Annotated in this window: 20 protein-coding genes; 6 read left to right on the top strand and 14 right to left on the bottom strand. The window is 72.4% G+C overall.

The features are described 5' to 3' along the window. Positions 1-18: 18 nt before the first annotated feature. Positions 19-963 (top strand): SAM-dependent methyltransferase, encoded by a 945-nt coding sequence (locus tag ASC58_RS19040; RefSeq protein ID WP_056920378.1) that lies wholly within the window; start codon positions 19-21, stop codon positions 961-963. Here ASC58_RS19040 and ASC58_RS19035 read toward each other — a convergent pair. Beyond that, on the bottom strand, positions 947-2,179 hold the full coding sequence (locus tag ASC58_RS19035; protein WP_235529323.1) for a cytochrome P450: 1,233 nt from the start codon (positions 2,177-2,179) through the stop codon (positions 947-949). The genes ASC58_RS19040 and ASC58_RS19035 overlap by 17 nt on opposite strands. A gap of 96 nt (positions 2,180-2,275) precedes the next feature. Between ASC58_RS19035 and ASC58_RS19030 the strand changes: the two genes are divergently transcribed. Together ASC58_RS19030 and ASC58_RS19025 are read left to right on the top strand one after the other, a co-directional pair. Continuing rightward, the gene (locus tag ASC58_RS19030) at positions 2,276-2,857 is read left to right on the top strand and encodes a hypothetical protein (RefSeq protein ID WP_056920377.1); all 582 of its coding nucleotides are present in this window, start codon (positions 2,276-2,278) and stop codon (positions 2,855-2,857) included. Between the two features lie 49 nt (positions 2,858-2,906). Next, positions 2,907-4,076, top strand: a complete 1,170-nt coding sequence (locus tag ASC58_RS19025; RefSeq protein WP_056915662.1) for an NADH-quinone oxidoreductase subunit D — start codon at positions 2,907-2,909, stop codon at positions 4,074-4,076. A 4-nt stretch (positions 4,077-4,080) separates the two neighbouring features. Here ASC58_RS19025 and ASC58_RS19020 read toward each other — a convergent pair whose 3' ends face one another. The 10 genes from ASC58_RS19020 to dacB all read right to left on the bottom strand — a co-directional run bounded on the left by ASC58_RS19020 (position 4,081) and on the right by dacB (position 15,229). After that, on the bottom strand, positions 4,081-4,551 hold the full coding sequence (locus tag ASC58_RS19020; RefSeq protein ID WP_162246880.1) for a DUF3180 domain-containing protein: 471 nt from the start codon (positions 4,549-4,551) through the stop codon (positions 4,081-4,083). Next, entirely contained in the window at positions 4,548-5,432 is an 885-nt protein-coding gene (gene folK / locus ASC58_RS19015) for a 2-amino-4-hydroxy-6-hydroxymethyldihydropteridine diphosphokinase (RefSeq protein ID WP_056920376.1), read from the bottom strand. Before folK ends, ASC58_RS19020 begins: the two co-directional genes overlap by 4 nt. Positions 5,433-5,436: 4 nt before the next feature. Beyond that, complete coding sequence (gene folP / locus ASC58_RS19010; protein WP_056920455.1) at positions 5,437-6,303, bottom strand: dihydropteroate synthase; 867 nt, start codon at positions 6,301-6,303, stop codon at positions 5,437-5,439. 44 nt (positions 6,304-6,347) lie between these two features. Further along, the gene (locus ASC58_RS19005) at positions 6,348-8,093 is read right to left on the bottom strand and encodes a phosphatidylglycerol lysyltransferase domain-containing protein (protein WP_056915664.1); all 1,746 of its coding nucleotides are present in this window, start codon (positions 8,091-8,093) and stop codon (positions 6,348-6,350) included. Continuing rightward, a complete protein-coding gene (folE, locus tag ASC58_RS19000) occupies positions 8,090-8,680 on the bottom strand; it encodes a GTP cyclohydrolase I FolE (protein WP_056915665.1) in 591 nt (196 codons plus the stop codon). Before folE ends, ASC58_RS19005 begins: the two co-directional genes overlap by 4 nt. Next, complete coding sequence (gene ftsH / locus ASC58_RS18995) at positions 8,670-10,766, bottom strand: ATP-dependent zinc metalloprotease FtsH (RefSeq protein WP_056915666.1); 2,097 nt, start codon at positions 10,764-10,766, stop codon at positions 8,670-8,672. The genes folE and ftsH overlap by 11 nt, the downstream gene beginning before the upstream one ends. Before the next feature lie 203 nt (positions 10,767-10,969). Then, positions 10,970-11,506, bottom strand: coding sequence for a hypoxanthine phosphoribosyltransferase (hpt, locus tag ASC58_RS18990; RefSeq protein WP_082553477.1), 537 nt, complete (start codon positions 11,504-11,506; stop codon positions 10,970-10,972). 90 nt (positions 11,507-11,596) lie between these two features. Then, positions 11,597-12,625 (bottom strand): tRNA lysidine(34) synthetase TilS, encoded by a 1,029-nt coding sequence (gene tilS, locus ASC58_RS18985; protein ID WP_056920375.1) that lies wholly within the window; start codon positions 12,623-12,625, stop codon positions 11,597-11,599. Between the two features lie 31 nt (positions 12,626-12,656). Next, positions 12,657-13,721: a zinc-dependent metalloprotease gene (locus tag ASC58_RS18980; RefSeq protein WP_056920454.1), complete on the bottom strand. Its 1,065-nt coding sequence runs from the start codon at positions 13,719-13,721 to the stop codon at positions 12,657-12,659. 14 nt (positions 13,722-13,735) lie between these two features. Beyond that, a complete protein-coding gene (gene dacB, locus ASC58_RS18975; RefSeq protein WP_056920374.1) occupies positions 13,736-15,229 on the bottom strand; it encodes a D-alanyl-D-alanine carboxypeptidase/D-alanyl-D-alanine-endopeptidase in 1,494 nt (497 codons plus the stop codon). 93 nt (positions 15,230-15,322) lie between these two features. On the opposite strand from dacB, the gene ASC58_RS18970 reads away from it, so the two are divergent. After that, a complete protein-coding gene (locus tag ASC58_RS18970; protein WP_056915670.1) occupies positions 15,323-15,880 on the top strand; it encodes an inorganic diphosphatase in 558 nt (185 codons plus the stop codon). Positions 15,881-16,457: 577 nt separating this feature from the next. Further along, entirely contained in the window at positions 16,458-17,630 is a 1,173-nt protein-coding gene (locus tag ASC58_RS18965) for a hypothetical protein (protein ID WP_056920373.1), read from the top strand. Between the two features lie 48 nt (positions 17,631-17,678). Here the strand turns inward: ASC58_RS18965 and ASC58_RS18960 are convergent, their stop codons facing one another. Together ASC58_RS18960 and ASC58_RS18955 are read right to left on the bottom strand one after the other, a co-directional pair. Beyond that, positions 17,679-19,064, bottom strand: a complete 1,386-nt coding sequence (locus ASC58_RS18960; protein ID WP_056920372.1) for an NlpC/P60 family protein — start codon at positions 19,062-19,064, stop codon at positions 17,679-17,681. A 406-nt stretch (positions 19,065-19,470) separates the two neighbouring features. After that, positions 19,471-20,790: a nitrate/nitrite transporter gene (locus ASC58_RS18955; RefSeq protein ID WP_235529322.1), complete on the bottom strand. Its 1,320-nt coding sequence runs from the start codon at positions 20,788-20,790 to the stop codon at positions 19,471-19,473. 87 nt (positions 20,791-20,877) lie between these two features. Here ASC58_RS18955 and ASC58_RS18950 point away from each other — a divergent pair, with 87 nt between their 5' ends. After that, a complete protein-coding gene (locus ASC58_RS18950) occupies positions 20,878-21,729 on the top strand; it encodes an alpha/beta fold hydrolase (RefSeq protein ID WP_056920371.1) in 852 nt (283 codons plus the stop codon). Here ASC58_RS18950 and ASC58_RS18945 read toward each other — a convergent pair. Next, on the bottom strand, positions 21,720-23,246 hold the full coding sequence (locus ASC58_RS18945) for a glycoside hydrolase family 32 protein (RefSeq protein WP_056920370.1): 1,527 nt from the start codon (positions 23,244-23,246) through the stop codon (positions 21,720-21,722). The two genes, ASC58_RS18950 and ASC58_RS18945, sit on opposite strands and share 10 nt — an antisense overlap. Between the last annotated feature and the right edge of the window lie 8 nt (positions 23,247-23,254).

Genomic DNA, 23,254 nt, shown 5'->3' with positions numbered 1-23,254 from the left:
CTCGATAGCGTGTGCCGAATGGCAGGGGTGCAGTGGCGCGACGCGTGGCAGGACGCGCTGTACGGACCGCGGGGGTTCTACCGTGACGAGCGGGGGCCGCGCGGTCACTTCACGACGGCCACCCACGGCACGGCCGGCGCCGTCCTCGCAGGGGCCCTGGCCCTCCTCGCCCGTGAGCAGGGTCTGACCCACGTGGTCGACGTCGGCGCCGGGCGTGGCGAGCTGCTGGAGCAGCTCCACGTCGCGGACCCCACCCTGCGCCTCACCGGCGTCGACGTGGTCGAGCGACCCGCCTCGCTGTCGGCACCGGTCGAGTGGGTCAGCTCCCCCGGTGGGCGTGACCTCCCCGCCGCCCTGCACCAGCTCTCCGGCGCCCTCGTCCTCGCCCACGAGTGGCTCGACGTCGTCCCGTGCACCGTCGGCGAGGTCGACGCCGAGGGAGTGCTCCGCACCCTGGAGGTCGAACCCGGCACCGGGACCGAGACGCTCGGGCAACCCCTCGACGGCGCCGAGCTGGCCTGGGCCACGGCCCACTGGCCCACCGAGGCACCCGGCGACCGCGTCGAGGTGGGGCTCAGCCGTGACGAGGCGTGGACCGCCCTGCTCGACCGCATCCACAGCGGCCTGGCGGTGGCGGTGGACTACGGGCACCGCGGCGGGTCACGGCCGCTGCAGGGCACGCTCGCGGCATACCGGCAGGGGCGGGCGGTGGACCCGGTCCCGGACGGGACCTGCGACCTCACCGCCCACGTCGCGATGGACACCCTCGACCACGACGAGCTGCTCGACCAGCGCACCGCCCTGCGGGGGCTCGGCGTCGACGGAGCCAACCCGCCCTTCGCCCTCGCCGCCGAGGACCCGCAGGCCTACCTGAGCGCCCTCGAGCGCTCGACGGCGTCCGCGGCCCTCACCGCCCCCGGGGGCTTCGGCGACTTCCTGTGGGCCGTCAAGCGCGTGGGCTGACCACCAACCGCTCGAACCCGCGCAGCACGAACGTCGGCCGGCGCTCGACGTCGACCACCTCCAGGTCGGGGAACCGTGCGAGCAGCGTCCGCAACGAGATCTCCAGCTCCAGCCGCGCCAGCGGCGCCCCGATGCAGAAGTGGATGCCGGCGCCGAAGGCCAGGTGCGGGTTCGGGTCGCGGGTCGGGTCGAACCGGTCGGGGTCGGCGAAGACCTGGGGATCGCGGTTCGCCGCACCCAGCAGCGCAGCCACCTTGTCACCGGGCTCGAGGTGGACCCCGCCGACGTCGGCCGGCTCCTTGGCGGTGCGCTCGAACAGGTGCAACGGGCTGTCGTGGCGCAGGAACTCCTCCACCAGTCGCGCGCGGGCCGCATCGTCGGTGACGTCGACCTGCGGGCGGTCCGGCGCCGTCAGCCACGAGTGCAGGCCGTTGCCGAACCCGTTGACGCTCGCCTCGTGACCGGCGTTCAGCAGCAGGACAGCCGTCGCGACGAGCTCGTGGGCCGACAACCGGTCGCTCCCGTCACGGGCCTGGACGAGGTCGCTCAGGAGGTCCTCCCCCGGCGCCTTCGCCCGGTGGGCCGCGAGGTCCTCCACGTATGCCGCGAACTCGGCGCTCGCCGCCCTCGCCTGCGCCTCGTGCTCGGGGGTCCGGTCGACCTCGTACATCTTGACGATGGCCTGGCTCCACGGGCGCAGGTGCTCGCGCTCGGACTCCGGCACCCCGAGCAGCTCGGCGATGACGAGGACTGGCAACGGCTCGGCATACCCCTCGAGCACGTCGAACCCGCCGTCGGGCAGGTCCGCGAGCAGCCCGGCAGCCAGCTCCTCGATCCGCGGGGCGAGGCGCTGCACGTGGCCGCGCCCGAACGCGCCGGCGACCAGGCGGCGCAGCCGGGTGTGCTTGGGGGGTTCGCTGTCGAGGATGGAGTCGGCGTGCAGCCAGTTGAACGTGTCCCAGTCGGCGTCGGGTGTCCGCGGGCCGAAGACGCGCCCGAGCCGACGGTCCCGCAGCACCGCGCCCGCCTCGGCGTGACCGGTCGCGAGCCAGACGCCCATGCCGCTGTGCCAGGCCAGCGGCGAGGCGGCGCGCAGAGCCGCCAGGTGGGGGTACGGGTCGGCGACGACCGCCGGATCGGTGAGGTCGAGCAGGTCGGAGGCGTCGACGCCGTCAGGGGCGGTCCGGGACGCGGTGGCGGGGCTCTCGGGGGGCACCTGAGCAGCCTGCCGCAGGGCCATGGGTTTTGTCAGGTGCTGCCCACGCGGGCACACTGGTTCGTTGCTGACCGTCGAAAGGACCCCCCTGTCCCCATGAAGCACCAGCGACTCCCCCTGCGCCCGAACGCCCGCCACGCGGCCTGCGCCACCGCCCTTGCCGCCCTTGCCCTGTCGGGCTGCGGCGGCGGCACGCCCGGAAGCCCGGTGACCGTCACGGTCACCCCGACCGTGACCGCCAGCGGTTCCTCGTCGAGCTCGAGCAGCCCCTCCCGACCTGCGGCGCCGACCAGCGACGTGCAGGGCCGCGCCTTCGACTACGGGCGCATCACCAAGGTGGCCAAGGTCGCCGGCGCGACGGTGATCGAGCTCGACCGCTACACGTGGAAGAAGCTGGACGACGCGAAGCTCGCCCGGAGCGGCGTGCCCGAGCGGTGGTTCAAGGGCAAGCCCCCCTACACGAACCAGAACGACACGATCACGTTCACGATCCCGCTCGCCGCGAACGCCCGGATCCTCTACCACCACTGCGTCGCGGCCGACCAGCCGCTGCAGACCCGGTCGGCGACGATCCAGGAGCTCGCCGGCCTCGGCGACCGGGAGGACACCGTCGTCGTCGGCCTCGACGACCGCGGCCGGCTGACCACCGCCGACAACATCGCCGGCTGCCCGGGCTGAGCCGCCCTTGCGCCGGGCCCGCACCGCGGCATACGGCAGACTGACCGGCATGACCACCACGGGAGGCCGCGAGCTCACCGTCGGCCTCGGCGCAGGCGGCCTCGCGTCCGCCGACATGGTCCTCAACATCGGGCCCCAGCACCCGGCCACGCACGGGGTGCTGCGGCTGCGGATCGTGGTCGACGGCGAGCGGATCGTCTCGGCCGAACCCATCGTCGGCTACATGCACCGCGGGGCCGAGAAGCTGTTCGAGGTGCGTGACTACCGCCAGATCGTGGTGCTGGCGAACCGGCACGACTGGCTCTCGGCGTTCTCCTCCGAGCTCGGCGTGGTGCTCGGGGTCGAGCGGATGCTCGGCATGGAGGTGCCGGAGCGGGCCGTGTGGGCGCGCACCCTGCTGGCCGAGCTGAACCGGGTGCTCAACCACCTGATGTTCCTCGGCTCCTACCCCCTCGAGCTCGGGGCGATCACGCCGATCTTCTACGCGTTCCGTGAGCGCGAGGAGCTCCAGGCCGTGATGGAGGAGGCGTCGGGCGGCCGGATGCACTACATGTTCAACCGCGTCGGCGGCCTCAAGGAGGACCTGCCCGCCGGGTGGCTCGGCCGCGTCGCGCACGCGGTCGCTGCGGTCCGCGCACGGGTGCCCGACCTCGAGTCGCTCATCGTCGGCAACGAGATCCTCGAGGCCCGCACGAAGGGCGTGGGGGTGCTCACGCCGGAGACCATTGCCGCGTATGGCGTCTCGGGCCCGATCGCGCGCGCGTCAGGGGTCGACATGGACCTGCGCCGTGACGAGCCGTACCTGGCGTACGCCGAGCTGTTCGCCGACGGCGGCCCCGGACGCGTCGTGACGAGGTCGGCCGGCGACTGCCTGGCCCGCCTCGAGGTGCTGCTGGAACAGGTCCACGTCAGCCTCGATCTCGCCGAGGCCTGTCTCGACCGGCTCGGCTCGCTGCCGCGCGGCCCGGTCAACGTCAAGCTGCCCAAGGTGCTCAAGGTCCCCGAGGGCGACCTCTACACCGCGACCGAGAACCCGCTCGGCTTCAACGGCTACTACCTCGTGTCCCGTGGCGAGAAGACGCCGTGGCGGCTCAAGCTGCGGTCGGCATCCTTCAACAACGTCGCCGTGCTGGCCGAGGTCCTCCCCGGCAACCTCATCGCCGACATGGTGGCGATTCTGGGCTCGATGTTCTTCGTCGTCGGCGACGTCGACAAGTAGCCGCTCAGGCGTCGTCCTCGCCGCGGTCGGGCGGGTCCACGCGGCACATCCGCTGGGTCACCATGCCGGCGACCGCCAGCACGGCTGCCGACAGACAGAGCGCCACGAGGCGCCAGAGCAGCTCGCGGTAGCCGGGCAGGGAGATCTCGGCGAGCGCGTGGGCCACCTGCGCGGCATACCAGCCGACCACGCCGGACCCCGTGAGGGCGGCGGCCTGCGCGAGGACCAGGGTGCGGGCGGCACGGATCGGGCTGAGCGGCTTGGTCGCCTCGCCGCGCAGGAACCGGCGCACCGGGAGACCGGCACCGATGACGAGCACGGCCATGACGACGAGCAGCACCGAGGAGATCCACGACGCCGGTCCGAGGAGGGCCCCGGTGCCGAGGTAGATGCGCCACCCGATCCACGACACGGCGCCGACGACGACGGCCGTGGCGACGAGCTGGGGCCAGCGCAGGCCGAGGCCCTCGTTCACCACGGCCCCTCCAGCAGGTCCACGTCCGGGCCGGGACGCACGCCCGACGTGTCGAGTCCCGCGACGAGGTCAGCGACGCGGCGGACCGAACCGTCGACTCGCAGAACGGCTTCCGGCTCGATCTGCAGCCACGGGACGAGGACGAACGCACGTTCGTGGGCTCGCGGGTGGGGCAGGGTCAGGCTCGTGGTGTCCATGACGACGTCGGTGTCGAAGACCGGGTCGCCGTACTGGACGAGGTCGAGGTCGAGGGTGCGCGGACCCCAGCGGACCTCGCGCGTGCGGCCGTGCGACAGCTCGATCTCGTGCAGCCCGGCGAGCAGCGACGAGGGCGCGAGGTGGGTCGTGCCGGTCACGACGGCGTTGAGGTAGACCGGCTGGTCGGGTCCGCCGACCGGGTCGGTCTCCACCACGGGCGAGACCTCGGTGATGTCGATGAGGCCGTAGAGCTCCACGGTCGCGTCGTGCAGGGTCTCGACCGAGCTGCCGACGTTGGAGCCCAGCGCGATGACCACGAGCGCCTGCCGCTCCCGCGAGACGCGCACCTGCACGTCGGTGAACGGGTGGCCCACGGGTGCCTGCGGCTTGTGCACGACGACCTCGACGGCCTCGACGAGGGGGCGCGTGAGCACCTTGTCGGCGATCCGGGCCGCGAGCGCCTCGATGAGGTCGAGCGGCTCGCCCTGGATCAGGGCGACGACGTCACCGGCGACCTCGGCGTAGTTGACCGTGTCGGCCAGGTCGTCGCTCGAGCCGGCCGGGCCGAGGTCGACCTGCATGGTGACGTCCACGACGAAGGTCTGGCCGTCGCGCTTCTCGAAGTCGAGGACGCCGTGGTGCCCGTGGGCGGAGATGCCCTTCAGGACGATCTGGTCGGGCATGGTGTCACCCTCCGTCGGTGGTGCTGGTGGCAGCGGTCGGGATGCCCGCGCCGGGGGCGTGGTCGTTGCCCGTGTCGGGGGCGTGGTCGATGGCCGCGGTCGCGAGCAGGGCGTCCAGGGTCGAGGGCACGTGGTGGACACGGACTCCCCAGGCCCCGAGCCGCGCGGCGTGGACCGAGGTGGCCGCCGTCGCCGCGTCCCGCTGCGCCGGCGGCCGCGGGGGTTCGCCGTCGGGCACGCCGACGCGTCCGAGGAAGGTCTTGCGGGAGGTGCCGACGAGGACGGGGTGGCCGAGGTCGACGACGCGGTCGAGGTGCCGCAGGAGGGTCCAGTTGTGGTGGGCGAGCTTGGCGAACCCGAACCCCGGGTCGAGCACGAGGTGGTCGGCCTCGATCCCGGCCGCCGTCAGGTCCCGCGCCCGGGCCGTCAGCTCGGCACAGACGTCCGCGACGACGTCGTCGTAGACCGCGCGCGACTGCATGGCGGCGCTGTGGCCACGCCAGTGCATGACGACGAACGGGGCACCCGACTGCGCGACGACCGCGGCCATCTCCTCGTCGGCCAGGCCGCCGCTGACGTCGTTGACGATGGCCGCTCCGGCTCGCAGTGCCTGGGCGGCCACCGCCGCCCGCATCGTGTCGACCGACAGCACGGCGCCCTCGCCGGCGAGGGCCTCGATCACCGGCAGCACCCGGCGCAGCTCCTCCTCGACCGAGGGCCGCTGCGCCCCGGGGCGGGTCGACTCGCCGCCCACGTCGAGGACGTCGGCCCCCTGGGCGAGCAGCTCGCGACCGTGGGCGATCGCCGCGGACGGCTCGAACCACTCACCACCGTCGCTGAACGAGTCCGGCGTGACGTTGACGACGCCCATGACCACCGGGAGCCCGTCCGCCCGACGGAGCGGCCAGGAGGGGCTCACAGCCGCCCACCGATCCGGCCGAGCTTCGGCCAGGTGAGGAAGGCCTCGGCCTCGAGCGCCGCGAGGCCCACGCGCGGGAGGTCCGACCCGGCGGGATACAGGAGGAACCGCGGTTGCCAGTCCGGCTGGAACTTGGCGTTGAAGCGGTAGAGGCTCTCGATCTGCAGCCAGCGCGACGCGAACAGCAGCAGCGAGCGCCAGGCCCGAAGGACCGGACCCGCACCGAGCTTCTCACCGCGCTCCAGCGCCGAGCGGAAGGCGGCGAAGTTGAGGGAGACCCGGTGCACCCCGAGGCCGGGAGCCGCCTTGAGCGCCTCGACGATCATCAGCTCGTTGACGCCACCCTCGGCGGAGCTGTCACGCCGCATCACGTCGAGGGACATGCCGTCGGAACCCCAGGGCACGAACTGCAGGAACGCCCGGACGACCCCGTCCTGCCGCGCCGCCACGAACACGCAGTCGGGGTCGGACTCGTCGAGCAACCGCCCGAGGGCCATGGAGAACCCGCGCTCGGTGTCGGTGGAGCGCCAGGCCGCGGCGTCGGCCATGGCCAACTCGCGCAGGCCGGGCTGGATGTCGCGCACGCGGGTGATCTCGACGGAGTACCCGGCCCGGGCGATCCGGCCGACCATCTGGCGCACGTTGCGCATCGGCCGACCCTCGAGGCTGAACGTCGTCGTGTCCACGACCGCCTCGTCACCGAGCTCGATCGCGGACATGCCGGTCTCACGCACCCAGGTGGTGCCGGCCCGCTCCGAGCAGCCGAGCACCGCCGGCGTCCACGCGTGGTCGCGGGCCTTGGCGACGAACGCGGCGATGGCTCCCGGCCAGGCCTCGGGGTCGCCGACCGGGTCACCGCTCGCGAGCATCACGCCCGACACGACCCGGTAGGCGATGGCCGCCTTGCCGGACTCGGACCACACCACGCTCTTGTCGCGCCGGGTGTTGAAGTAGGCCAGCGAGTCACCGTGGCGAGCCATGAGGACACGCAGGCGTGCCTCGTCGTCGTCCGTGAGCTCGGGGCGCGGCTCGGGCGGCCGCAGGGCGAGGTAGACGGGCGTGAGCATGGTCATCAGCCCGAGTCCGAGCAGCAGCGCGCCCACCACGTCGGCCGTGCGGTCACGCAGGAAGTGCACCGGGCCGTCGGCGCCGACGAAGCCGTACAGCAGCTCGCGGGCGAGCTCGCCGAGGCCGGGGAACCCGCCGGCGAGCTCGTGCCGGTTGAGCCACAGGACCAGCGTCCCCGCGACCACGGAGATGCTCAGGAGCACACCGAACGCGCGCACGGCGCGCCACCTCGTGCCGGGGTCGCCGAGGGCCTCGAACTCGTCGCGGTGGACCCAGAGCAGGACCAGCCCGACGACGGCCACCAGGGCGGCGACGGGCTCGGTCTTGAGGCCGTGCAGCGCGATCGACAGGGCCAGCAGCACGACCGCGGCACGCCAGGCCCGACGCTTGCGCCGCTTGAGCGAGTGCCCGAGGACGAGCAGGAAGATGCCCGAGACGACGGTCGCGGCAGCCGCGGCGTCCGACAGGGCGCCGGGGAGGACCTCGGTGAGGTCCTGGAGCCGGTGGCGCCACGCGTGCCGCAACCCCGTCGCGAGGTCGATCACCCCGACGAGGTAGGTGAGGTTGCCCAGGATCCGCGGGACCGTGCGGCCGGTCAGGACCGCCGGCAGCCTCGACGGGATCTTGGTGGAGAGGGTCGAGAGCGTGGAGCGCGAGGGTTCGCGTCCGGTCACCGCTTGCCCCCGAGGAGGAGGGCCATCGCCTCGGCGCGGGTCGCCGGGTCGCGCAGCTGCCCGCGCACGGCGGACGTGATCGTCCGCGACCCCGGCTTGCGGATGCCGCGCATCGACATGCAGAGGTGCTCGCACTCGACGACCACGATGACCCCCTGCGCCCCGACGTGCTCGACGAGCGCATCGGCCACCTGCGTGGTCAGGCGCTCCTGCACCTGGGGGCGACGGGCGAACATCTCGACCAGCCGGGCCAGCTTCGACAGCCCGGTGACCCGACCGTCCTTGGCCGGGATGTAGCCGACGTGGGCGACCCCGTGGAACGGCACCAGGTGGTGCTCGCACATGCTGTAGACCTCGATGTCGCGCACGAGGATCATCTCTTCGTGGTCGATCTCGAAGGTCTTCGACAGCACCTCCCCGGCTTCGAGCCCGAGTCCGGCGAAGAACTCGCCGTAGGCCCGGGCCACACGTGCCGGGGTCTCCTTCAGACCGTCCCGGTCAGGGTCCTCACCGATCGCGAGCAGCAGCTCGCGGACGGCTGCTTCGGCCCGGGGCTGGTCCACGCTCGAGCGCCCCTCAGTGGTCATTCGGGTTGACCTGGCCACCCTCGGGGAGCTCGATGGTCTGCGTCGGCGGGTGCTCCTCGGGTGCCTTGACCGCACCGGCCTCCGCCGCCTTGTCGATCGCCTCGGCCGTGCGACGGTCGGTGCCGGCGGCCTGCAGCGCGTGCGCGCTGCCGTTCTGTGCGGCCATCTCGGCGGGGGTGAGCACCGGCGGCTGGTCGGACAGGAAGCGCGTCTCGCTCGACAGCCAGGTCGGGCGCTGCGGGCGCTTGCGGATCGGCTCGAAGATCGCCGCGAGCTCCTTGGCGTTGAGCGTCTCGTGCTCGAGCAGGTCGAGCACGAGACGGTCGAGGATGTCGCGGTTGTCGTTGATGACGTGCCACGCCTCGTCGTGCGCCGCGTCGATGAGCTTGCGCACCTCGGTGTCGACGATGCTCGCGATCTCCTCGGAGTAGTCGCGCTGGTGTCCCATGTCGCGGCCGAGGAAGACCTCGCCCTGGCTCTGGCCCAGCTTGATCGCGCCGATGCGCTCGCTCATGCCGTACTCGGTGACCATCTTGCGGGCCATGCCGGTGGCCTTCTCGATGTCGTTGGACGCGCCGGTCGTGGGGTCGTGGAAGACGACCTCCTCGGCGACGCGGCCACCCATGGCGTACGACAGCTGGTCGAGGATCTCGTTGCGGGTCGTGGAGTACTTGTCGTCGGTCGGCATGACCATCGTGTAGCCGAGGGCCCGACCGCGGGGCAGGATCGTCACCTTGGTCACCGGGTCGAGGTGGTTCATCGCCGCGGCGACCAGGGCGTGGCCACCCTCGTGGTAGGCCGTGATCTTGCGCTCCTTGGCGGACATGATCCGGGTGCGCTTCTGCGGGCCCGCGATGACGCGGTCGATGGCCTCGTCGAGGGCGGCGTCGTCGATGAGCTTGCCGTCGCTGCGCGCGGTGAGCAGGGCGGCCTCGTTGAGCACGTTCGCGAGGTCGGCACCGGTGAAGCCGGGGGTGCGGCGGGCGACGGCGAGGAGGTCGACGCCGGTCGCCATCGGCTTGCCCTGCGAGTGGACCTCGAGGATGCGGTGGCGACCGATCATGTCGGGTGCCTCGACCGCGATCTGGCGGTCGAACCGGCCCGGGCGCAGCAGCGCGGGGTCGAGGATGTCGGGGCGGTTGGTCGCGGCGATGAGGATGACGTTGGTCTTGACGTCGAAGCCGTCCATCTCGACGAGGAGCTGGTTGAGCGTCTGCTCGCGCTCGTCGTGCCCGCCGCCGAGGCCTGCGCCACGGTGGCGACCGACGGCGTCGATCTCGTCGACGAACACGATGGCCGGGGCGTTCGCCTTGGCCTGCTCGAACAAGTCGCGGACGCGGGAGGCACCGACACCGACGAACATCTCGACGAAGTCCGAGCCCGAGATCGAGTAGAACGGGACGCCGGCCTCACCGGCGACGGCTCGAGCGAGCAGGGTCTTGCCGGTACCGGGAGGGCCGTAGAGCAGGACGCCCTTGGGGATCTTGGCGCCGACGGCGAGGAACTTCGACGGCTCGGCCAGGAACTCCTTGATCTCGTGGAGCTCCTCGACGGCCTCGTCCGCACCGGCCACGTCGGCGAAGGTGACCTTCGGGGTGTCCTTGGACGCGAGCTTCGCCTTCGACTTGCCGAACTGCATGACGCGGGAGCCGCCGCCCTGCATCTGGGTCATGAGGAACCAGAACAGGCCGAGCAGGATGATGATCGGGAAGATCGAGCCGAGCAGGGCCAGGAAGGGGTTGGTGCCCTTGTTGTCCTGGTTGAAGCCGCCGGGGGGCAGGTTGTCGTCCACGAGCTTGACGAAGCTGGGACCGGCCGCCTCGACGTACTCCGTGCGGACCTTGGTCGCGTCCTTGACGTTCTTGCCGTCGGAGTAGGTCTGACCACTCTTGAGGTCGATGTCGACGATCTCGTTGTTCGTGATCGTGACCTTCTGGACCTTGTCCTCGGTGATGAGCTTCTGGGCCGCGGACGTGTCGATCCGCGTGTAGCCACCGGCGTCGCCGAAGGAGATGACCATCAGCGTGATCGCGATGACCGCGACGACCCAGAACAACGGGGCCCGAAGGATGCGCTTGAAATCCATGTGTGTAGCGGGGCTGGCCGCCCCGTGCCTCCTGCTCGATCACGCTGTTGTGCCACGGCCCGGATCTGGGTGCGGCTCTACCACGACGGTACTACGGAGGTGCTGCCGTGGTTCGTGCTGGACAACGACCCGGGCAGACCTTGTGTTCCGGTCGCGTCCCGTGCCGCAGGCGCGTCCCGAGGCACGGACGGACGGGTTCCGCCCTAGGCGTAGACGTGCGGCGCCAGGGTGCCCACGACGCGCAGGTTGCGGTACTGCTCCGCGTAGTCGAGCCCGTACCCCACGACGAACTCGTTGGCGATGTCGAAGCCGACCCACTTGACGTCGATGTGGACCTTCGCGGCGTCCGGCTTGCGCAGCAGGGTGCAGATCTCGACCGAGGCCGGCGAGCGGGACTCGAGGTTGGACTTGATCCACGACAGGGTCAGGCCCGAGTCGACGATGTCCTCGACGATCAGCACGTGCTTGCCGGTGATGTCGGTGTCGAGGTCCTTGAGGATCCGCACCACGCCGGAGGACTTGGTGCCCGACCCGTACGACGAGACGGCCATCCAGTCGACGGGGGCGGTGCCGGGCAGGGCGCGCGAGAGGTCGGCCATGACCATGACAGCGCCCTTGAGCACGCCGACGAGCAGCAGGTCCTTGCCCTCGTACTCGGCCCAGACCTCCGTGGCGAGCTCGGCGAGGCGGGCGTGGATCTCCTCCTCGGTGATGAGGACCTTCTCCAGATCGGCTCCCATGTGGGCAGCGTCCACGGCTCTTCTCCAGGTTTCTCGGTGGTCTGACGGTCGGCGCCCGGGGGCACCTGGGCGACGGGGTCGGGTGCGGGGCTATTCAACCGGAGGCGGCGGACCGATGGATACCCGCCCACCGGCCCGGGTCGCCACCAGCGGACCGGGGAGGCTCACCGGCCCCTGCCCGTGCCAGTCCGTGACGAGCGCGTCGCACGCATCGGTATGCCGCGTGCTCAGCTGCCCGGCCGGCGCGCCCGCCGCGATGGCGAGGCGGCGCCACACCCGGGTCCGGACGGCTCGTGGGAGGGCGACCAGCGCGGTCACCTCGACGTGGACCCGCCGGGGCTCCCCGGCGTGTCCACCCCCGACCACGGCAGGGGCGGAGGGGACCAGGCCGGCAACGGCGTCGTCGGCGAGGTCGTCGAGCAGGTCGGCGTCCTCGCGCAGCTGGTCGGCGGTGCGGGCGAGGGCAGCGGCGACACCCGGCCCGAGGTCGCGCTCGAGGTCGACCAGGGCGCGGCGGGCCCGGACCCGGGTGAAGGCGGGGTCGTCGTTCATGGGGTCGTCCCACCACGAGAGGCCCTCGGCGGTGCACGACTCCCGGGTCTGCGTCCTCGACACGCTCAGGAGGGGACGGCGGTAGCGGTCCCGGGCCCGCGGCATACCGGCCAGGGAGCGGGCACCGGAGCCGCGGGTCAGACCGAGTAGCACCTGCTCGGCCTGGTCGTCACGGGTGTGGCCCAGCAGCACGAACCGCGCGCCGTGCCGGGTCGCAGCCTCGTCGAGCGCGCCGTAGCGCGCGTCCCTCGCCGCGGACTCGAGCCCGTCACGCCCCGCACCGACCTCGACGACGACCGACCCGACCGGCGCGAGTCCGAGTGCCTCGCACTGGGAAACCACCCGTCGTGCCACGGCAGCGGAGTCGGGGGCCAGCCCGTGGTCGACGATGCAGGCGCCGGCGCGGACGGCGAGCCTGGGCGCCTCGAAGGCGACGGCCGCGGACAGGGCCAGGGAGTCGGCTCCCCCGCTGCACGCCACGAGGACGAGGTCGCCGGGAGCGCACTCCGCGAGCGCCTGGCGCACGGCCAGCCGGACCGCGGCGGTCGAGGGGTGCGGGCCGGTCACGGGCGTCCCGGGTCGAGGTCGCGGGGGACGTTCACCCGTGGACGCGCGCGACCCACGCGGACGGCGTCTCGATCTCGGCGGCCCGCGGCAGCGTCTCCGGGGACTCCCACACCCGGTTGAAGCCGTCGGTGCCGACCGCGGCGGTGACCTCGCGGACGAAGACGGCGCCGTCGCGGTACTGGCGCATCTTCGCCTCCAGGCCCAGCAGGCGCCGCAGGATGCGGTCGAGCCCGCCGACGCCCTTGCGACGCTGGTCGAACTGGGTGCGGATCTGCCCGACGGACGGGATGACCTGCGGGCCCACCTCGTCCATGACGACGTCGGCGTGGCCCTCGAGCAGGGACATGACTGCCGTGACCTCGGCGAGCCGGGCTCGCTGCTCGGGCGTCGCGATGATGTCGGTGATGCCCGCGCCCCCGGCCCTGAGGGCGTCCGGCAGCTGCCGGCTGACCCGCTGGAGGGTCTCCTGGAGCGACTCGGGGTCGGGTACGAGGTCCGTGGCGAGCGCGCGGACGCGGTCGACGAGGTGGTCGCGGAGCCAGGGCACGGCGGTGAACTGCACCCGGTGGGTCTCCTCGTGCATGCAGACCCAGAGCCGGAAGTCGGCGGGGTCGACACCGAGCTCGCGCTCGACCTGGACGATGTTGGGCGCGACGAGCATGAGCTGGGGGGTGCCGCCGGGAGCCAGGTCGTACTGGCCGAGCACCTTGCCCGCCATGAACGCGAGCAGGGCGCCGGTCTCGGCACCGGTCACCCGACCACCGATGGCCTTGGCCAGGTCGCCGGGAACCTTCTTCTGCTTGTCCATGAGGGCGCCGAAGACCGGGTCCATCAGGGCGGACATCGAGTCGGCGTTGAGCGCGATCCAGGTCGGTCGGTCGACGACCACCGCCTCCGGGGCGTCACCGGGCGCGTGCATCCGGGCCGTGTCGGCGACCGGTTGCTTCGCCCGCCGGGCGGCCTCACGGACCTCGGCCACGACGTCGGCGGCTTCTCGGGCGGTCACGGTGGGCCCGGCGGGGACGAGCCGGGAGCCGGTCGCCTTGGCGAACTCCCAGTCGACGTAGCGGGTGCTCGACTGCAGCGGCACGGTCATCCCCTCACGGTAGGTCAGCGGCACCCGCAGGTCGCGAGCGCCGCCACGAAGCGGTCCAACGCCGCCCGGGCCGCCAGCGTTCCGACGCCGGCCGGGACGCGGTCGGCCTGGACGACGTAGGACAGCACCCGGCCGTCGGCGTCGATGACCGTGCCGGCCATCGTGCTCGTCCCCGTGAGGGTGCCGGTCTTGGCCCGGGCTATCCCCGCGGCGGGGTGGGTGGTGGTCGTGGTGAAGCGGTGGGCCAGGGTGCCCGTGAGTCCGGCGACGGGCAGCCGCGCGATGGTGTCCTGCATCGCCGGGACCGAACCGTCGGCTCCCAGCTGGAGCACGTCCGACAGCATCCGCGGCGACACCTTCTGTCCGGACGACAGGCCGCTGGTGTCCTTGATGACGGCACCGGAGAGGTCGACCCCCTTGGCCGACACCGTCTTCTTCACGAAGGCGACCGCAGCCGCGAACGTGGGCCGGCCCCCGGCCTTGACGGCGGCCTGGCGGGCCAAGCCCTCGGTCAGCGCGTTGTCGCTGTCGTCGAGGGCGAGGGCGAGGACGTCACCGATGGGCGCCGACTCGACCGTGCCGAGGACGGTGGCGCCAGCGGCGACCGGGGTGGTCCAGGTCCTCTCCGGGGCCAGCTTCGCGGTGATGCCCTGGGTCCTGAGCGCGGCCACGAACGCCGACGCGGTCGCCGCCTCCGGGTCCCGCGGCGCCGGTCGGAACGGTATGGCGCGCTGGCCCGCGAGACCGAGCATGGAGACCCCGCCGGTGTAGCCGGCCCGGACGTCGGCCTGCAGCCACGTCGGCGCCCACCGGGCACCCCGCGCGTAGCTGGTGTCGAGGCGCAGGGTGACCGTCGACGTGCCCGACGCCTGGAGCGCGGTCGCGACCTGGGCGGCCAGGTCGCCGAGCCCGGCCCGGCCCTCGACCGCCGACACGTTCCCCTTGCCCTTTGCGAGCATCGTGTCGCCGCCCGCGACGAGCACAATGGCGTCGGCAGAGGCGCCCTGCACCACCTTCGTGGGGAGGGTCGCGTGCGGGTCGAGCGTCGTGCCGACGGCCAAGGCGGTCAGGAGCTTGAGCGTCGAGGCGGGGGTGCGGGCGACGTCGGGCGACCTCTGCAGCAGCACCTGTCCGGTGAAGGCGTCCCGGACCAGGTACCCCGGCACCGGTCCCAGCGCCGGGTCGGACGCCTCCGACCTCAGGGCGGCCGCGAGGGCCGCCGGGTCGGGGATCGGGGCCCCTGCTGAGGCCGGCTGCAGCGGCTGCGCGGCCGAGTCGACCGTGGGCACCGTGGTGGGCGAGGCCGTCGCGCCGCCACGGGGCGCGCTCCCCGTGGTGGTCGTGCCCGTCGCGCCGGACCCCGTCGGCGTCGCCGGGGGCGAGCCGGCCGTGGGAGAGTGGGCAGCATCCCGGGTGAGGATCCCGGGGACGACGTCGTAGACGTCCAGCGCGCCATACCCGAGGACGAGCACCAGCAGCGCCACCACGGCGGCGAGGACGCGACGCACTCGACCCCCTCAGCGCTGGACTTGCGTCATACGGAACACTTGTCCGCGAGCCTAGGTCATAGGCGCGCGCACCAAACGGAAGGGACCAGCGTCGTGGAGTTCGACGTCACCATCGAGATCCCCCAGGGGCATCGCAACAAGTACGAGGTCGACCACGAGACCGGACGCATCCGTCTGGACCGCCTCCTGTTCACCTCCACCCGCTACCCCGCGGACTACGGCTACGTCGAGGACAGCCTCGGCGAGGACAGCGACCCGCTCGACGCCCTGGTGCTCCTCGAGGAGCCCACCTTCCCCGGTTGCCTCGTGCGCGTCCGCCCCATCGGCATGTTCCACATGCGCGACGAGGCCGGCGGCGACGACAAGATCCTCTGCGTGCCCGCCGGCGACCCGCGTCAGGCCCACATCACCGAGCTCGAGCAGGTCAGCAGCTTCGATCGCCTCGAGATCCAGCACTTCTTCGAGACCTACAAGGACCTCGAGCCCGGCAAGTCCGTCGAGGGCGCCCACTGGGCCGGTCGCGAGGAGGCCGAGAAGGTCGTCCGCGAAGCCATCGAGCGCGCCAGGGCCGCCGGCATGACCACCGCCCGCTGGCGCATGCCCGACGTGAGTGCCGAGCCGATGTCCGAGGCCAAGGCCCCGACCGAGTAGCACCCGCGCGCTGTGGCGCGCACATCACACACCTGAGCCCCCGGGCGACGTCCTGTCGCCACGGGGGTTCGGTCTTCTTCGGTGGTCGGTCGCGAATCACCTTGGCGCACAACAGATCTGTGTCGCAGGCACGCATCGAGGGTCCAGTGTCGGCTACTCCACGCGCCGATCGGGGCGCGACCTCCACACTGCGCGATCCGGCTATGGGCACGACGCGGCGCGGCTAGGGACAAGGGGCGCGGACGGGCTTCCATGGTCATGGATGAACTGCACGTGGCGCGAACGAGACCAAGTAGCGCGTGCAGCTGCAGACGGGGGCCCGGATCTCCAGGCCCGCGCCTACAGGCATCCGAGGGTTGTGGCCTAGTCGGGGAGCGATCTCGGACGAAGCCGCAAACCCAGTTGCCTGGGCCTGGGCAGGGCCAACCGGGCAACGCGGTGAGCGGTCCCGAAACCTCCCCCTCGCCGGGACCGCTCACCTTCTCCATCACGGACCAGCACGTCCGGATGACGACCCCCGGTGCCCCTGGCACGCCGATCCCTGCCACGACACCCTCGCGGCACGAAGGAGACAACCATGTCCACTCGCAGAACCGTCCTGAAAGGGCTGGGCGCCGGCGCCCTCGTCACGACCGGACTCACCCTCACAGGGGGCTCGTCCGCCCAGGCTGCCCCGACCGGCGACGAGATCCTCCTCGACTCCTACGCGGGCACCGACGACCAGAAGCTGACCGCCGCCCTGGCCGCCGCCAAGGCATCGAGCCCGCGCCTGCCCATCCGGCTCGCGGCGAGGAGCCACACCTTCAGCCAGACCCGCACGACCTTCAGCGGCCTGCGGATCCTGGGGCCCAACACCGGGTGGCAGAACCCCGAGATCAGCGGTACCAGCGGGGCGCTCCCTCAGTGCACCGTCACCCTCAACTGCGGCAACGGCGCCAGCTCGTGGCTCGTGGGGACCGCGACCACCTACGACATCACGGTCTCGGGGATCTGCTTCAAGTCCTCCAACGGCGTGACGCAGTTCTACCACCACCCCTACAGCGCAGGAACGTCCTACGCCACCCGGCTCGACACCCTCACCTTCCTCGGGTTCAAGCACGTCCTCGGCACCCCGGCCGACCCGTTCGCCGCAACCCTCAACACCTGGGCAGGTGACTGGACGCTCGTCGGCGTGCAGGACACCCAGTTCTCGTTGCGCGGTTCCGACAACTGGTTCGGCCCCTCCTCGATGAACTACGGGTGGGCCGGAGCCAACGGCGGCAAGTACCTCATGCGCTTCTCGAACGTCTCGAAGACGAGCGTGCGGAACCTCTACCTGACCGCCCGCGGGGGCTCGCGCGCCATCCTCGTCGAGGGGCCGGCATCACAGCAGGGTGGTCTCGACTTCTCCGACTGCGTGATCGAGGGCCAGAACGCCAACGACCCCGCCATGGGCGCCCTCATCGTGGTCAAGGGCGGCGGTGCGTCGTTCACGAACACCAAGCTGAACTTCGGCATGGCGCGCCCGTCGGACTTCACCGACCAGTCGGACACCGGCCTGATCATGGTCCAGGGCGGCACCGCCGTCTTCACCAACACCTGGACCAACCGCGCGACGGCGACGGCCGAGTCGGTCCCGGTCGTCGCGGTGTCAGGCGGTCAGGCCTACGTTTCGACCGTCCTGGGCATGGGCGGCAACTGGAGCAGCAAGCCCAAGGCGGTCCGGACCGGTGGAGCCCTCGTCACCGACGCGACGGTCACCGCGGCCTGAAGTCAGTCCCTGGAGTGGCCCCGGCTGACAGCCGGGGCCACTTCGTCGTCAGGGACGGCCGCCGTACGGGAGCAGGTCGCTGCGGTAGATGGAGGCGTAGCGGACGTTCGCACCGGTGTGCGGCGCCTCGATCATCTGGCCGTCGCCGACGTACAGGCCCATGTGGTGGCTGGTCTCGCCCGAGCTGCCGTAGAAGACCAGGTCGCCGGGTCGCAGGTCGCTGATGGCGACGCGCGAGGTCTCGCTCCACTGGGCGCCGGTGTAGTGGGAGAGGTTGACCCCGGCCTGCTGCCAGGCGCGCATCGTCAGACCGGAGCAGTCGAAGGAGTCCGGCCCCGTGGCACCCCACTGGTAGGGCTTGCCGAGCTGGGCCTGGGCGTAGGCGATGACCGCGGACACGCCACCGCTGCTCGGGGGCGGCGGGGCAGGGGTCGGGTCGGCCGGCTTGGGTGCCGGCGGCTTCGGACGGGACGGCTGGGGGCGGTTGTTCTTCGCAGCCTTGGCCGCCTTCTCCGCAGCGATGGCGGCGGCGCGCTGACGGGCGGCCTCGGCCTCGGCGCGGGCGGCGGCCTGCTGGGCCGCCCTCTTGGCCGCGGCGTCACGGGCGGTCCGGGCGCGCTCCTGCGCGAGCTGGGCCTGCTTGGCCGCCTCGGCGGCGGCGGCACGGGCCACCGCGGCGGCAGCCAGGCCGTCCTGGCGCTGGCGCTCGAGGTCGACCGACGTCTTGCGCAGCGAAGCGAGCTGCGTCACCAGCGTGGCCTGCTGCTGCTGGATCCGGGCCGCTGCGGCCTGGGCCTCGTCGGCGCGGGACTGGGCCGCGTTGCGGGCTGCCTCGGCGGCCTGGGCCGCCTTCGCCTGGGCGGCCTGCGCCTCGGCGGCCTGACGGCGCATCGTCCTCGCGACGATCGAGGTGGCGTCGGCGCGCTGCAGCGACCGGGTCCGCGCGTCACCGACGGCCTCGAGTGCGGAGGCCTTGTCGATCAGCTCCTGCGGACCCTTGCTGTCGAGGTAGGCCTCGAGCTCCCCGAAGCTGCCGCCCTGCTGGTAGACGTTGGCCGCGTAGCGACGCACCTCGAGACTGGCCGAGTCGGCGATCTTCTGTGCGGCGGCGGCACGCTTCTGCGCCGCGGCGGACTCGGCAGCCCGCTGCTCCAGTGCGACGCGGGCGCCGTTGAACTCCTCGGCGGCCGCAGCAGCCGAGTCCTGGACCTGGCTGAGCTGGGCGCTGGCGGAGGCGTACTGCGCGTCGAGGGTGGAGATTTGGCCGGCCGTGCCGGTCACCGCGGCCTTGGCGCGGTCGACCTGCGCCTTGGACGGGTACACGGGGTTGGGGTCGGCCGTGGCCGACAGCGTCGTCGCGAGGGTCAGCAGACCGACGAGGGACAGCGCCGAGCCTGCGCGCAGCGCGCGGCGAGCGACGAAGGTACCTGGCACGGGGGGATGCCTCTCGGACGGGGACGCGGGACGGACCGGGGTGGTTCGGGGTGGACCGGGGATGGTTCCGGGGGGGTGCGGGTGGGGCTGGTGGTGCCGGGGAAAGTGGCAGCCGGAGCAGACTAGGGCTGGATTTCACTCGAACCCCTCGAGTCACACCGCTACCACGCCTCCAGGGCCCTGCCGGCCGCAGATCTGCCCGTCGGGCGACGAGTTACACCCATGTTTTTCAGCAGGCAGGCGGGCCGCTTCGATCAGGTGTCCAATTTTGGTCACGAATCGGTCACGAAATCGGCGTTTGTGCAGGTGAGAGGCCCTCCCGGCGGTGGATCACGTCGTCCGGGAGCCGGGAATCGGCTGTTCTCCCGACACCCATACCCCCGCGAATCGGACCTGCCCGGAGCCGTCAGGGGGTGAGGGGTTCCCCGGCGCGCAGCGCGTCGTAGGCCGCCGGGTCGTTCGCCTTGAGCTCCCGGCGGACCTTGCGCCGGTAGCGCAGGATCTGGGCCACCCCGAGTCCCCAGACGAGGTACTGCACGGACATCGCGGCCCGGAACGAGTCGACGTCGTAGGTGCTGGGACCTCCCGGGGCGACCCGGTCGAGGACGATCCCGATGAGCGTCACCGTGGACAACGACGCGAGGAACCCCCCGACGTTGACGATGCCGGTCGCGCTACCTAGCCGGGTGGGCGGGTTGAACGTCCTGGCCAGGTCGAAGCCGACCATGGAGCCGGGGCCCCCGACGGCGGTGACGACGACGAGGACCACCAGCACGGGCAGGGGTGCGCGGCCCGGCCACAGGAGCACGACCGCCCACACCGTCATGATCGCGGCCACGATCGCAAGGATCAGGGTCGACCGCGAGAACGGGTACCTCGTGACGAAGCCGCCGATGATCGGGCTGGTCACGACCGTGGTGATGGTCATGAGCATGAGCAGGGTGCCTGCGGTCGACGGCGAGAGGCCCTGACCGGCGACGAGGAACGGGTAGCCCCAGAGCAGGGCGAAGACCGTGGCACCGAACTGCGCGGAGAAGTGCGACCAGAGCCCGAGCCGGGTGCCCGGGGTGCGCCAGGCGGCGCGCACGGCCCTGGCGATGGCCCTCACCTTGATCTCGTCGAGCTCGTGGTCGGGGTTCGGGGAGTCACGGACGACGACGAGGACCAGCAGGCCGAGGACGACCCCGACGAGTCCGGCGGTCGCGTAGGACGGCGTCCACCCGTAGGCGTGGAGTGCGTGGACCAGGGGCGTGGCAGCGACCAGGGCGCCCACCTGGCCCAGCAGCCCGGTGAGCTGGGTGACCATCGGGATGCGCAGGGGCGGGAACCACAGCGCGACGATCCGCAGCAACGGGATGAAGATCATGGCGTCGCCGACCCCGACGAACACCCGGGCCACGAGACCGGCGGCGAACGAGTCGGCGAACGCGAACCCCAGCTGCGCCAACGTCATCAGCGTGACGCCGGACAGCAGCAGCCGCTTGGACCCGAACCGGTCGAGCAGGGCACCCACCGGGATCTGCATCGCGGCGTAGACGAGCAGCTGCACCATCGTGAACACCGACAGCTGGGTCGCGGCGATGTGGAACCGCTCGGTGGCGATCAGCCCGGCGACGCCGAGCGAGCTGCGGTGGAAGACGGCCAGCACGTAGATCGAGACCGAGGCGCCGTAGACGACCCAGGCCCGGCGACCACCGAGCTCGAACGAGGCGGGGCGGCTGGTCACGTGCCTCATTCTCGCGCAGCCCCCGTCCCGGCCTCGCGCCGGACCACCGGCCGGACGAGCGCCGGCGTGGAAGCGTAGGTTCGCCGCGTGGAACAGCTGCGCAGGGACGGCCTGGTCTTCGACGTCACCGACACCGGTCCGTCCGACGGAGAGGTCGTCGTGCTGCTGCACGGCTGGCCGCAGGACCGGTCCGCGTGGGACGCGGTGGCCGACCGGCTCGCCACGGCGGGACTGCGCGTCCTGGCACCCGACCAGCGCGGCTACTCGCCCGGGGCCCGCCCCCGTGCCGTGGCGGCATACCGGATGTCGCAGCTGGTCGCGGACGTCCTCGCCCTCGTCGACGCCAGCGGCGCCGACCGCGTGCACCTCGTCGGGCACGACTGGGGAGGGGCGGTCGCGTGGGCGTTCGCGGAGCGGCACCCGGAGCGGCTGACCGGTCTCACCGTCGTCTCGACCCCCCACCACCGCGCGATGGCCTGGGCCCTGCGCCACGGCGGCCAGGCGCGCAAGAGCTGGTACATGCTCGCCTTCCAGCTCCCCCTCCTCCCCGAGGCGGTGCTGCGCCGCCGCCTCCCCGACGTGCTCCGGCGCAGCGGCCTCCCCGCCGAGCACGTCACGAGGTATGTCGCCCGCTTCCGTGAGCCGGGCGCCGCGCGTGGCGGTCTGGCCTGGTACCGGGCGCTGCGCCCCCGCCCGTCGGCCCTCGCCCGCCGACGTCCCTCCCGCCCGGCGCCCGGGCCGATCCAGGTGCCGACGACCTACCTCTGGGGCCGTCGCGACCCGGCGCTCGGACGCGCCGCCGCGGAGCGCACCGCGCTGTGGGTGGGGGCCGACTACCGGTTCGTCGAGCTCGAGGCCGGCCACTGGCTGCCGGAGACGCACCCCGGTGACGTGGCTGCCGCCGTCCTGGACCGGGTGCGCCCGACGCCTCAGGGGTAGAGGGGCCGCGGGCCGTCCCACGTGCCGCGCATGGCCCAGCTCGTGGCGGCCAGCAGCTCCACGGCACCCGTCTCGGCGGCCACCGTCGCGCGGGTCGCGTCCTCACGGGTCGGGTAGACCCGGGCCGTCAGGGCACGACCGTTGACGAACACCTCCAGGGCCGAGTGGTCGACCAGCACCCGGAGGTCCACCCGTCCGTCGGCGCCGATCGGCACCTCACCCGAGCGGGGCGTGCGGTCCACGGAGTCGTCGAGGCTGGAGCGGGACCGGTCCAGCGCGACCGTCCCACCGGGCCCCGGGCCGACGTCGCGCCTGACGCGCAGCACGGTGGCCTCTTCGCCGTCCCCGGTCGAGGCCAGCACGAGGACGGCGCTCGCCCCGGGTTCCAGGACCATGACGAGCTCCAGGTCGCGCTGGTCCCCCTCCCCCAGGCCGAGCGGCACCGGGCCGAGCTCCTGGGCGGCGCGCCGCTGCTCGTCGGTGCGCAGGGTGGCCACCTCCGGCGCCGGCGCCTGGGCGAGGGCGCCGTCCGGACCGAGGGTGACGACGCGAGGCAGCGACATGACGCCGGACCAGCCGTGGGCGACCATCGCCTCGTCGTCGCGGCCCTCCTGCAGCCAGCCGAACAGCACCCGCCGGCCGCTCTCGTCCCTGAAGCTCTGGGGGGCGTAGAAGTACCGCCCCCCGAGGTCGAGGCGGTGCAGCCGGTCCGGCTCGAACGTGTCGCCGCGATAGCGCCCGCTCCAGTAGAGGGGGTAGTGGGTCACCCCTGCGTCCCAGGCCGAGAACACCAGCACGTCAACGGGATCCGGCTTCCGTGCCCCGTCCCCCTCGCTCGCCGCCGGCGGGCGGAACAGGTCGACGCACTCCCACATCGTGCCCGTCCAGTCGCCGGCGTCGACGGTGCCCGTGGACGCGTCCCCGGTGAGGAGGGGGCCGACGTAGTCCCAGTGCCGCAGGTCGGTGGACTCGTAGAGCAGGGCGGTACCGCCCTGTCCCGCGATCCCGGAACCGACGAGGTGGCGCCACCGACCGTCCTCGCGCCAGACGCAGTGGTCGCGGTAGGCCGTCAGGTCGAGCCCGTCGGGGTAGTCGGCGATCACCGGGTTGCCGGGGTCCTTGATCCACGTGTTCAGGTCGGCCGAACCCGTTGCGACGCAGGGAAGCTCGCGCTCGTCGTGGCGACCGGAGTAGACGACCGTGGGAGTGCCGTCGTCGTCGACGAGCACCCCTGACCAGCACCCGTCCCGGTCGGGACCCTCGTCGCCCGGCACCAGGGCGATCGGCTGGTCGGCCCAGGTGACGAGGTCGGTGCTCGTCGCATGGCCCCAGTGGATCCGGCTGTGCAGCGCTGACGTCGGGTTGTACTGGTAGAAGAGGTGGTAGGTCCCGTCCCACTGGGTCAGGCCGTTGGGGTCGTTGAGCCAGCCGGCCGGCGAGACGAAGTGGAATCGCGGTCGGTGGCGGTCCGCCTCGGCGAGCTCGACGAGGGTCGGCTGGGGGGCACGGCTGCTCATGCGTGACG

The organism is Phycicoccus sp. Root101 (assembly GCF_001426245.1).
Classification (GTDB): domain Bacteria; phylum Actinomycetota; class Actinomycetes; order Actinomycetales; family Dermatophilaceae; genus Pedococcus.
This window is presented reverse-complemented; position numbering and strand designations above follow the sequence as displayed.

Coding starts and splice junctions, on each gene's coding strand:
- ASC58_RS19040 (WP_056920378.1), top strand. CDS start 19: ATGGCAGGGGTGCAGTGGCGCGACGCGTGGCAGGACGCGCTGTACGGA.
- ASC58_RS19030 (WP_056920377.1), top strand. CDS start 2,276: ATGAAGCACCAGCGACTCCCCCTGCGCCCGAACGCCCGCCACGCGGCC.
- ASC58_RS19025 (WP_056915662.1), top strand. CDS start 2,907: ATGACCACCACGGGAGGCCGCGAGCTCACCGTCGGCCTCGGCGCAGGC.
- folK (WP_056920376.1), bottom strand. CDS start 5,432: ATGCCCGACCAGATCGTCCTGAAGGGCATCTCCGCCCACGGGCACCAC.
- folP (WP_056920455.1), bottom strand. CDS start 6,303: ATGGGCGTCGTCAACGTCACGCCGGACTCGTTCAGCGACGGTGGTGAG.
- folE (WP_056915665.1), bottom strand. CDS start 8,680: ATGACCACTGAGGGGCGCTCGAGCGTGGACCAGCCCCGGGCCGAAGCA.
- ftsH (WP_056915666.1), bottom strand. CDS start 10,766: ATGGATTTCAAGCGCATCCTTCGGGCCCCGTTGTTCTGGGTCGTCGCG.
- hpt (WP_082553477.1), bottom strand. CDS start 11,506: ATGGGAGCCGATCTGGAGAAGGTCCTCATCACCGAGGAGGAGATCCAC.
- ASC58_RS18980 (WP_056920454.1), bottom strand. CDS start 13,721: ATGACCGTGCCGCTGCAGTCGAGCACCCGCTACGTCGACTGGGAGTTC.
- ASC58_RS18965 (WP_056920373.1), top strand. CDS start 16,458: ATGTCCACTCGCAGAACCGTCCTGAAAGGGCTGGGCGCCGGCGCCCTC.
- ASC58_RS18945 (WP_056920370.1), bottom strand. CDS start 23,246: ATGAGCAGCCGTGCCCCCCAGCCGACCCTCGTCGAGCTCGCCGAGGCG.